This window comes from Bacillus sp. 522_BSPC (assembly GCF_001076885.1).
GTDB lineage: Bacteria > Bacillota > Bacilli > Bacillales > Cytobacillaceae > Niallia > Niallia hominis.
Window position 1 is genome coordinate 42273 of sequence record NZ_JVDT01000185.1, and the last position, 11093, is coordinate 53365.

Genomic DNA, 11093 nt, shown 5'->3' on the forward strand with positions numbered 1-11093 from the left:
ATGGCTCGTTTAATAGGTGTAGAAGAAATTGAATCATTAGCAATTGGTGCAGCAGTGTTAGGAACAGGTGGTGGGGGAGATCCTCATATTGGAAAATTAATGGCTCAAGAAGCGATAAAGGAGTGTGGACCTGTTACTTTATTGGATCCTAGTGAAGTCCCTGAGGATGCCCTTTGTGTTCCTGTCGCCATGATGGGTGCACCAACCGTCTTTGTTGAAAAAATTCCTAATGGAGATGAAGCCCTTCATTCATTACGTAGATTAGAAGAATATCTGGGAAAAAAGGCTTTTGCTGTCATGCCAATGGAGTGTGGGGGGCTCAATTCAACGATTCCATTTGTCGTAGCAGCACGAGCAGGGCTCCCAATTGTTGATGCGGATGGAATGGGGAGAGCCTTCCCTGAATTACAGATGGAAACCTTTGGTGTTTATGGTGTTTCCGGAACTCCGATGGTAATTACAGATGAGCGAGGTAATTGGAGTCTCCTAAACACGGTGGACAATTGGATGATGGAACATATTTCACGTGGTATTGCCATTCGTATGGGTGGAGTTGGCCATATTGCTGAATACCCGATGACCGGAGATGAAATGAGAAGAACTTCTATTTTTCATACCGTTACATTAGGGATTGAATTGGGGAAAGCAGTCTCAGAGTCTGGTAAGAGAAAGCTATCCCCTCTTATTGCGATGGAAGAAGCCTTGGTCAATTCTAATTACGGGAAACCTATTATTCTCTTTGAAGCAAAGATTACAGATGTAGATAGATCGACAACGGACGGGTTTGCGAAGGGTACAGTTACCTTAGAAGGGATCAACAAAGATGAAGGACATGAATTTATCGTAGATTTTCAAAATGAAAACCTCATTGCTTATAAGGGAGAGCAAATCTTGGCGACCGTTCCAGATTTAATTACATTCCTTGATTTAGAAACCTTTAAGCCATTAACGACCGAGGCATTAAGATATGGGTACCGTGTCTCTTGCCTAGCAATTCCAACTCCTCCAATCATGAGAACAGAAGAAGCACTAAAAGTATGGGGACCAAAATATTTTGGTTACGACGTCCCATTTAAACCTGTGGAAAAACTGAATGAAGGGATGATGTTGAATGGAAAGTAATATATACAAAATCGGAGTAGATGTGGGGGGTACAAATACCGACGCAGTCATACTGGATCAACATGACCAGGTATTATCAGCGGTCAAATCTCCGACTACAAGTGATGTACAGAGCGGGATTTTTAATAGTATTAAGAAAGTACTAGAATTATCGCAAATTAATGTAAAAGATGTCGCGTATGTGTCATTAGGAACCACTCATGCAACAAACGCAATTATCCGTAGAAAAGACCTTTCGAAAGTCGCGGTTGTTCGTATTTGTTTGCCGGCTGGAAAAGGTGTCGCTCCTATGGCTGGCTGGGATGAATCCCTCATTCATGCCATGAATGCTAAATCGTTCTTAATTCATGGTGGCTTTGAGTATGACGGACGACCACTGTCAGGCGAGCTACTAGATGAAGAAGAATGCAAAAACATTCTGAGCGACGTTAAAGTGAGTGGATATAATGCCATTGCTGTCAGCAGCATTTTCTCACCAGCGAAGGATCTCCATGAAAAAGAATTTGCCAAGCTTGCTCATGAGTATCTTGGGGAAGACTTCCCTGTCACGCTATCTTCTGAAATTGGAAGTTTAGGATTATTGGAGAGGGAAAACTCTGCCATCTTAAATGCAAGTGTCGTAGCTGTTGCTAAGAAAGCTGCAAACGGATTGGTAGAGGCACTTAAGCAGCTTGGCATTACGGGGAAGGTCTTTTTTGCTCAAAACGATGGGACCTTAATGGCTTTAGAACATGCGATTAAATATCCAGTCCTTACAATTGGATCAGGTCCTACCAATAGTACAAGGGGCGCTGCATACTTGTCTAATTTGAAAAACTGTATTGTTGCCGACATCGGAGGAACTTCCACAGATGTAGGGATCCTTGTTAACGGTTTTCCACGTCAATCAGCCTTAGCTGTTGAAGTAGGAGGAGTATTAACAAACTTCCGGATGCCTGACTTGATTTCTATTGGCCTTGGTGGAGGTAGTATTGTCACTTTTGAAGGTGATGATATCCAAATTGGTCCGGATAGTGTTGGTTATCAAATTAAAGAGAAAGCGATTAGTTTTGGAGGAGATGTCTTAACTACTACAGATATTGCCATTGCATCTGGCGTTGCGCAAATAGACGATCCGGATTGTGACCCAACAAGACTTCAATCTCTCGATCCAGACCTCGTGCAAAGAGCGATGGAAAAGATTCAACAGATGGTGATGGACACTTGTGAGAAAATTAAAACGTCCCCTGAACCGCTTCCAATTGTGTTAGTTGGTGGGGGAAGCGTAATTATGCCAACGGATACAAATGGCTCAGTTGATTTGATCAAACCTGAACACTTTGGCTGTGCGAATGCCCTTGGAGCGGCAATTGCAGATGCGAGTGGTGAGGTAGATGGCTTATGGCCAATGGAAGACACGTCAAGAGACGAGGTTATTCAAAAAGCCAAGGTTCGAGCGATCGAGAAAGCCATTAGTATGGGGGCAAAAGAGGATTCTACGGAAATTGTAGATTTAGAAGCTGTCCCATTGTCATACCTACCAGGAAATGTACTGCGGGTTAAGGCAAAGGCTGCTGGACCCCTTCAGTTATAATCAATGAAAAAGAAGGAGAGAATGATTCCTCTTAATTTGGAATCATTCTCTTTTTATCCCTAGAAAATGTTTTTTGTTGTGCGTAGTGAATGACAAACAGCAATTTTTTCAGAAAAGGAGTTAGCTATCTTGAAAATATTCGATTTACATTCTGATATATTTACAGATATTGCGATTAGCAGTTATGTTCACAGTGACTCCCCGGAATTTGTCGAATATGGATAGAGAGTGTGACTACGTGAATTTGCTAAATGAAATAGCAGCTAACCTATTCTAAAATGTCTATTCGGAAAATAGTTTTTTGTAAAATCTGAGAAAAGAAACAATCCTAAATAGGCGTTTTTACAGTAGCTATATTTATTAAACAATAATCGTAAACTTATATGTTATGGACTGTGTAACATTTATGTGAAACAAGGTTTTCTGGGGAGTCACTGTGGCAAAGATTACTATAGTGTGTCCTTACTTTTTTTAAAACGTTTCCATATCAAGGGCACTAAATTAATGAAAATAATGTACACAAATACTAGGATCATATAAATCCAAAATAAGAGGGTGATGGTGTCTTGCCATTTATTTAACTCTAATTGAGTAACTGTTATAACTAGTATTAAGAACACAACTGCTAATCCTATTAATATCCCCATAACAGTGTAGCGTAGTTTTTTAAATGTCATTTTGTCAATCCCTTCATTAAACATGAGACACATATTCTCCGTAATAATCTCCTGTACTTGCAGTAAATTCTCTTTGTTTTCCATAATTATCCTCATAAGTATATACTGAATTCGATAGCCTCAGTATTTAACTGAGGAATTGGCAGCACTTGAACTGTACGGGCAATGTTACAGAAAAGAGTCGAGATAAACGAACAAACGGCACTAAAATTTTCTTCATAAATTCCTCTTTTAATTATTTTAAGTGGAGGTTGTTATGAAGGGGCATTTTTATGTAACCGATTACACTTCTATGTTATCATAGGAAAATATTATTTCAATAAAAGATACCGAATAATATCCTGTTTCTAAACGAAATCGCATAAACAAATGGATATTCGATAACCAAATCCCCGTCTTTTGGTAAGTTTTATTTTATTATGGTTTTCCTCCATGATGCCATTGGAAAGGGGGAGAACGCCAACACCCTCCCCTGAAGAATACCTTCATAAAGTTATATTCGCATTGACTCCTCGGATTTTGTTGAAGATTGACAAAGAGTGTTACTACAAGAATTTGCTAAATGAAATAGCAGCTAATTGATTCAGAATGTCTATTAGGAAAGTAGTTTTTTGAAAAATCTGAGAAAATAAAAACCAATCCTAAATAGGCTTTTTAACAGTCAGCTTTATTTATTAAACAATATTCGGAGCGGTCTATGATATGAATGTACAACATTTATGTGAAACAATATCTTCCGTGGAATCACTGACTGAGAATCATCCCTAAAAAAATAAATTTTAACCAATAAAAGAGGAGTCTGAAACGTCTTGTATGTGAAAGGAGGCTTAAGTAAAATGGGTCAAACGAGTTTGCATCAATCAGATACATCCATAGATAACATCGAAGAGTTTAAGAAATTGTTCAGTGAATATAAGAAGCATGTGTTTGCAATTGCACTTTCTATACTAAGAGACTTTGAATTGTCTGAAGATGTGTTACAGGAAGTGTATATTAAACTTTTTCAGCATATGAAACATAATGAGATAACAAATGTTAAAGCGTGGCTTACTAGCGTATCTCGAAACACAGCATTAGATCTGTATCGAAAGAAAAAGCGGGAACTAACAGGTTTTGACAATGATTATTTTGAACATGTGCAATATCTTTCGGGCGATCCTTTAGAAAAAATGATTTTATCTAAATACTTGGAATTGCTTGATTGCGAGGAAAGGCAGATTGTCATCTTGAAGGACATCTCGGGTATGAAGCACAGAGAAATCGCCAAAATCGTTGAAATGCCTTTGGGAACAGTACTTTGGAAGTATAGTTTAGCTCTAAAAAAACTTAGAAAAGGTATAGAGTAAGGAGGATTTCTGATGAAGAAAGATAAAATATTGAAGCATTTGGACAATGCTATTGAAAAGCAAGTGCCAGATGTTTGGGATGAAATAGAGACTCAGATACATAAAGCGGAAAAACTAGGCAATGGAGAAAAGGTTGTTAGACTAAGTAATGTTAGTACCCAAAACAAAAAAGTAACTCTTTATAAAAGAATTTCATTAGCTGCAGTAGTTGGCTTAATTGTTGCTATTATGTTCACTTTTACTCCTGTTTTAGCAACTATTCAAGAGGTATATGATAAAATCTTTTCGAGTAAGCATATTGATGATACCGGTGTAAGAACGGCAATTAATCTAGGGAATGGTCAAGCTGTTAATCAAACATTTTATGATAAAAAATATGATATAACCGTGCATTTTGAGAGTGTAATGACGGATGATAAGGAGACAAAACTTCTATTGACCTATCAAAGTGATAATACAGATTTAAAAAACGTTTATATTGATTTGTTTGAGGGTGAAAGTTCGATCAACCTGATAGTCGGAAATCAACAAAAGAAATTAGGTTCTGTAGGTTGGGGAAGTAGATATTACGATAGTAAAGAAAACAAGGTGGCTGAAGCCCTATCTTTTGCTTCAGTAAAAGAATATGAAGGACAGGACATTCGTTTAGAAATTGAAAACTTGACAATATATGATGATAAAAACGGACCTAGTATGGTTCAAACAATTTGGCCTATTGATTTTAAGCTTGCTAAATCAGCCATCTCAGATAGAGAAACTGTAGAAGTAAATAAAGAATTCACTTTTAGACAAGAAACATACAAGATTAAGCAGATAGAATTTTCGCAGCTAGAAACAAGAGTGGTCGTTACTATACCACCTAATCCAAATGCCGTGCAGAACATGGATGGAATACAAACTAGAGTAATGAGTAAATTGGAACATAAATTTCTTGATGCAAGAAAAATAGATAAGGAATATGGTTATATCGTTGATGAAAAAAAATCGGGTGTATTTTTGAAATCAGCTGGTGAACGAGTTGATCCAATTTTTAGTAAGGGTGAAGTAGAAGGTGCAGAAGATGAGTACATTATGATTTTTGCTCCGGTTAAAAATCGACAAGACTGTATTCTTGAAATCGGTGACGATATTAAAATACCACTCATTGGTAGTGGAACTGCAACTTTAGAAAAACAATCCGAAGATAGTGAAAAACAAATTATAGACGAAGTGTTAGCTGAAAATGGATATACAGCAGAACCACTTTCACATGATGAAATGAAAGAAATAGATTTATATCTTAAAAAATATCAATCCGAATTTTCAATCGACAGAACAGTAATAGGAAAATTGAAAAATCATGAAAATTCTAAAATGATAGAAGTTTCCATATCACAATCATCAGATATTCTTACTGAAATTCAAGCTGAAAATCCAGAAGAAGCTGAAAAAACTAGAAAAGAAAATGGGTTATCTTTCATTCCGATTTATTTAACGAACTGAGAAATAAGTTATGTTCACAGGGACTCCCCGGAATTTGTCGAATATTGATAGTGAGTGTAACTATATGAATTGTTAAACTGAAATAGTAGCTAATTTATTCTAAAATGTCTGTTCGGAAAAATGGAAATAGTAGGAAATTTAAATTATCAGTATAAATTGATTAAAACAGAAAAAATTGAAATCTTTTACATGTGTAATTAGAATCCATATGTTAATATTAATTAAACAATAAGTTAAAGGACCGAATATAAATGTTAAAGGATATCAGTGATTGGGAACTAGTGGGCTATGGTGGGAAAAGTACACTCGAAAAGGAGGAGTTACGTTCTCCAAATCGAATAGATTATTTGATTAAATATCCAAGAGAGTTTGATGAAGGTGTTTCTTGGGAAGATCTTACTGAATTAATTGCTGCTAAAATTGGTACACTTTGCGGTCTTGAAATGATGAAAGTTGAAATGGTAATAAGAAAGGGGAAGAGGGGGTGTCTTTTACGTAATTTTGTAAAAGAGCACAATGCAATGATGGCTGAAGAAGGTGGTTCCCTTTTGCCTAGTCTAGTGGACGGTTATCAAGAATTATTAGAGTCACCTCTGAAAAACATTGAATTAATTGAATATGGATTCAAATTTATGGAGAAATTTCCTTATTGGTCCGCGATGAAATCTGAATTTATTAATTTACAATTATTCGATGTCCTAATTGGCAATCAAGATCGACATCCGTTTAATTGGACATTGCTGTTTTTACATTCAGGAGTGAAATTTTCTCCAATATATGATAATGGTGCCTCCTTAGGCTTCCGTTTTGACGATACTAAACTTGCATACATGTTGTCCAATGAACAGGAGTTGAACAAATATACTAACAAAACAAGAGTAAAAGCAGGTATATTTGAAAAGAAAAAGTCAAAGCTAGAGATTTGATCATATATATTAGTTCTCAATATCCAGTTGAATTTAATAATGGTGTAAAGATGTTAGAGGACTTTGACATGAAGCAATATACTATTTTTATAAAATCATTAAGTATTCTAAGTGAAACACAAAAGAAGTGGTTAACGAATCTAATACCTTTTCGAAGGGGAAAAATATTAGATTGGGTAGGAAGGGGTGAAGAATAATATGAGCAACGTTCACACATTATTAGTTGTTTGGCAAGATACGAAAAGTCGGTTGTATTATCACGTAGGAACTTTATCTTATTATAATGATCAATACGAGTTTGCTTATACAAACTACGGAACAGGTCATCGAAAACTTAAAGATGCATTAGATAATGGCTACATGTTGCATCCTGCATTTCCTGATGCAAATAAGATATATCAGTCAAAAAAACTATTTCCAGCATTTGATCGTCGATTGCCTTCCCCTGATCGTTCCGATTTTAAGGCAATCATGTCTGATTTGCGTTTAAACGAAAACTCTACAAAAATGGATTTTTTACAACAAACACGTGGTCGACTTGCTAATGATACCTATTCTTTTGAGCAGCCACTACGTCGAGAAAATGATGGGAAATTTTACTCTAGCTTTTTTGTTCATGGAATGCGATATCAAAACCTTCCAGAAGAATGGCCAACATGGTTAGCCGTTAATGAACAAGTAAAGTTAATACAAGAGCCAACTAATCCTCATGACACTCATGCTGTTGGAATTTTTACTCAAGGAGGGAAACATTTAGGTTATGTCCCTGGTTTTTATAGTAAAGCCATCTTTTCATTATTATCATATAATGCGACGCCAGAGGTTCGAGTAATTTATATTAATGAAAAGTCAACTCCACATTGGTGGCTTAAATTAAACTTTGAATGTAAAGTTCCTTCTATTCAATTATCTGCTTCATCAGAAGTATTGTCTGTGATGCAATAAACAAAATAGTTAAAACAAGCTCGTAAATCTAAATTGTTTAGAGGTACGGGCTAATTATATACTTTTAAAGTAAGTTAATGAAATGGCGTCCCTTTCCAACTTTACGTTGAAACCTATCATAAGTAAATAAGCTTTTGTTATAATAATTAGTATCAAAAACACCCTGGAGGCAAATATGCTATCATTTGAAGATAAACTAAAAATCATCGAATCGTTCCCCCAATTGGAACGAAAAAATGTGTCATTAAAACGTGTTAATTTTCATTATCTGGAAAGTGGAAGTGACAAAAAGAACGTAGTGTATCACTTACATCCAAATGGAAATGGATTTGTGTATGCGGACAAGCTAAATGAGTATGATACAGATGATAAAGGGATGGTGAATATTCGAGATTTTTCAGAGGAAGAATTAAGAGAAATTATCGAAAAATCTATTCAATCATTAGAACCTAATGCACTAGAAGGAGAGACGATTGAAGAAGAAGCAATAGAAGAAGAAAAATGGGCTGACTCTGAAAATAATACGCTCCTCCTTCTTCAAGAAGAAGGGTTTTGGAATATATATGCCGGAGTAAATTTAGAAAATAGTTTTTCAAGCTATATGGAAGCGCGTGAATATCTAAAAGAAGAAGGCTTTACCAAATCTAACATGTAAGAATTATAGGAAAGACAGGATAGCCATACTCCTAATCAAGAGTATGGCATTTTGAGATTGAAAAAATGGAACAGCTAAAGGGGCTTATCCAAAAAAAGGGAGAGAAAGAACTTGAGCCAAAATAGTGTAGTGCCAAACACCTTTTTATATACATTTAATTATGCTGAAGAAGAAGAGCATTTATGTAAATTGGAAGTTCGTTCCCTATTTCGCGCTAACTTATATGCCTTTATATTAGAGAGCAGGATGAATGTAGACCCAAGTAGGAGTCCTTTTATAAAAGGAAAAATAGAAGTTCTATTTAAGGGTGATACGTTGGAAGATTTATTAAAAAAGGTTGAAGCCATGCCTGCGTGGAATAGTACTTATAAGGTAATTGGCATCAACTATCGAGATATAGATCCCCTAGATAAAATGGGTTTTGAAGAAAGGAAAGCGATCGCTAGACAAGTTGGATGCCTCATTCCAGGTGTAGCGAATCTACAACATCCTGAGATAGTTTTCGCGATTACCAAGTTAAAAGGAAAATGGTATTTCGGATGCTATTCGGAAAACCAAGGTATTTGGCTTATTCATCAACAAAAGCCTCACAATTACTCAACGGCATTAAATACAAGAGTGGCCAGAGCACTAGTGAATATTGCGGTTCCAGAATTAACGGGTGTTAAGGTGATTGATCCATGCTGTGGCATCGGGACAGTATTGGTAGAGGGCTTATCGATGGGAGTTAATATAACAGGTAGTGACAACAATCCTTTAGTAATGAAAGGCATTCGTAATAATCTCGCACATTTTGACCTTTCTGGACCAGTATTCTTAAGAGATATCAGAGACATAACAGAAATGTATGATGTTGCCATTATAGACATGCCTTATAACCTTTGCTCCGTCGTGTCAGATAAGGAAAAATTTGAAATGCTTCAATGCGCACGTCGCTTTGCGAAAAAAATGGTCGTCGTGACAACGGAAGATATAGATGAAATACTAAATGAAGTAGGTTTTGAAATAGTAGATCGGTGTGAAGTTAAAAAGGGGAAGTTTATACGCCAAATAATTGTTTGTTGTTAATGCATGGGGATGGAATCAAAGAAATTTTCCATTTAGAAGGGAAAGATTGTTTACTATTTTTTCGATTAAGTAAAACAGAAATCATCATAACAAAACAGTATTCCTCGGTCAATTTGAGGAATGCTGTTTTGTTTTTTTATTCTTGGAAAACTCACTATTATGCGGATAAGTTCATGCCATATTTTAATAGTTAAAAAGAAATTACTTCGAAAGTAGCTGTGAATAAATAGTTATAATTGTTAAACTATTAATAATATCATGAATTATCTTCCATTTAATCCTATAGGAGGGAAGAAGATGCAGCGAAAAGAAAACATGGCTTCAAATCAGGAAGTAGAATCGAATCAAAACCAGAAATTTGAGATTCAAGAAATGCTAGTACAGGAACTAGATATAGCAAAAGCAACCTATTTAGAGTACAGCAATAACCACGCTTATTATGAAGAGAATAGAGACAAAGAAATGAAACAAACATATTATAAAGATAGCTCGCTTGATAGAAAAACGATGCATGAGTTACTAGAAAAAACACATCAAAATAAGTTAGGTTATGCACCTCATCGTTATGTTTATCCATGGGTCGATCTTAATGAGAATGGGAAACTTAAAAGTATTTATTCAGGGAAGGAAATGGATCCGCTAGCTGTTATAGAAAAGGATATTCGTATGCTTGAAGAGACAGGTATTAATAGTAATAGTTTATCCGATAAGGTCACGTTAAACTGTGAGCATGTAGTACCTCAGTCTTGGTTTGATAAACGTCAGCCAATGAGAGGGGATTTACATCATTTATTTGCCTGTGATCCCTCGTGTAACAGCCGCCGTGGAAACAGCCCTTATGCGGATTTTCCTGACTATGTTCCAGAAAGCTCTATTTTAGGTATACAGGAAGGCTGTGGAAAGGCGGATGAAGGGAAGTTTGAACCTGAATATGGAAAGGGAATTGTTGCGAGAGCAACCTTTTATTTTATGACTCGATATATTGGAATAATGGACAATAATCTAGTAAATCTGGAGGTTTTACTAGAGTGGCATCAGAAATTTCCGGTATCTTTGTATGAAAAACATCGTAACCTTGCTATCTATGACTTACAGGGAAATCGGAATCCATATATTGATTTTCCAGAGCTTGCAGAGAGATGGATATATGAAAAGTAAATCAATCTCCATTTGAGAGAAGAGTTTAAATAGATTCTCTCTTTTATAAGGCCCCATAGTTAGTTTAGAGGCTGGGACAAAACTAAATAACTAGTCATTAAAGACGAACAATCTTTAATTTAGCTCTTAAATAAAGCTACT

General features: G+C 35.9%; 10 protein-coding genes and 1 pseudogene. 9 read left to right on the plus strand and 2 right to left on the minus strand.

The genetic code is table 11. The features are described from left to right. Positions 1-1122: a DUF917 domain-containing protein gene (locus ADJ83_RS15770; RefSeq protein ID WP_048718318.1), complete on the plus strand. Its 1122-nt coding sequence runs from the start codon at positions 1-3 to the stop codon at positions 1120-1122. Further along, the gene (locus tag ADJ83_RS15775; protein ID WP_048718320.1) at positions 1112-2695 is read left to right on the plus strand and encodes a hydantoinase/oxoprolinase family protein; all 1584 of its coding nucleotides are present in this window, start codon (positions 1112-1114) and stop codon (positions 2693-2695) included. Before ADJ83_RS15770 ends, ADJ83_RS15775 begins: the two co-directional genes overlap by 11 nt. Before the next feature lie 449 nt (positions 2696-3144). Here the strand turns inward: ADJ83_RS15775 and ADJ83_RS15780 are convergent, their stop codons facing one another. Both ADJ83_RS15780 and ADJ83_RS26935 read right to left on the minus strand, forming a co-directional pair. Continuing rightward, positions 3145-3456, minus strand: a complete 312-nt coding sequence (locus tag ADJ83_RS15780; RefSeq protein WP_048718321.1) for a hypothetical protein — start codon at positions 3454-3456, stop codon at positions 3145-3147. Positions 3457-3719: 263 nt separating this feature from the next. Further along, a pseudogene (locus ADJ83_RS26935) lies at positions 3720-3812 on the minus strand (hypothetical protein); the annotation flags it as partial. A 396-nt stretch (positions 3813-4208) separates the two neighbouring features. Here ADJ83_RS26935 and ADJ83_RS15785 point away from each other — a divergent pair. From ADJ83_RS15785 to ADJ83_RS15820, 7 genes are all read left to right on the plus strand, one after another. Next, positions 4209-4718 carry an RNA polymerase sigma factor gene (locus ADJ83_RS15785; protein ID WP_048718323.1) on the plus strand — a complete coding sequence of 170 codons (510 nt, stop codon included), beginning with the start codon at positions 4209-4211 and terminating at the stop codon, positions 4716-4718. A gap of 12 nt (positions 4719-4730) precedes the next feature. Next, positions 4731-6200, plus strand: coding sequence for a DUF4179 domain-containing protein (locus ADJ83_RS15790; protein ID WP_048718325.1), 1470 nt, complete (start codon positions 4731-4733; stop codon positions 6198-6200). Between the two features lie 251 nt (positions 6201-6451). Further along, positions 6452-7126 carry a HipA domain-containing protein gene (locus ADJ83_RS15795; protein ID WP_239687084.1) on the plus strand — a complete coding sequence of 225 codons (675 nt, stop codon included), beginning with the start codon at positions 6452-6454 and terminating at the stop codon, positions 7124-7126. Between the two features lie 198 nt (positions 7127-7324). Beyond that, complete coding sequence (locus ADJ83_RS15800; protein ID WP_048718327.1) at positions 7325-8071, plus strand: HIRAN domain-containing protein; 747 nt, start codon at positions 7325-7327, stop codon at positions 8069-8071. A gap of 175 nt (positions 8072-8246) precedes the next feature. Continuing rightward, positions 8247-8726 carry a hypothetical protein gene (locus ADJ83_RS15805; protein ID WP_048718334.1) on the plus strand — a complete coding sequence of 160 codons (480 nt, stop codon included), beginning with the start codon at positions 8247-8249 and terminating at the stop codon, positions 8724-8726. Between the two features lie 111 nt (positions 8727-8837). Then, positions 8838-9794: a TRM11 family SAM-dependent methyltransferase gene (locus ADJ83_RS15810; RefSeq protein WP_048718336.1), complete on the plus strand. Its 957-nt coding sequence runs from the start codon at positions 8838-8840 to the stop codon at positions 9792-9794. Between the two features lie 372 nt (positions 9795-10166). Beyond that, entirely contained in the window at positions 10167-10952 is a 786-nt protein-coding gene (locus tag ADJ83_RS15820) for an endonuclease I family protein (RefSeq protein WP_048718345.1), read from the plus strand. Positions 10953-11093 lie beyond the last annotated feature (141 nt).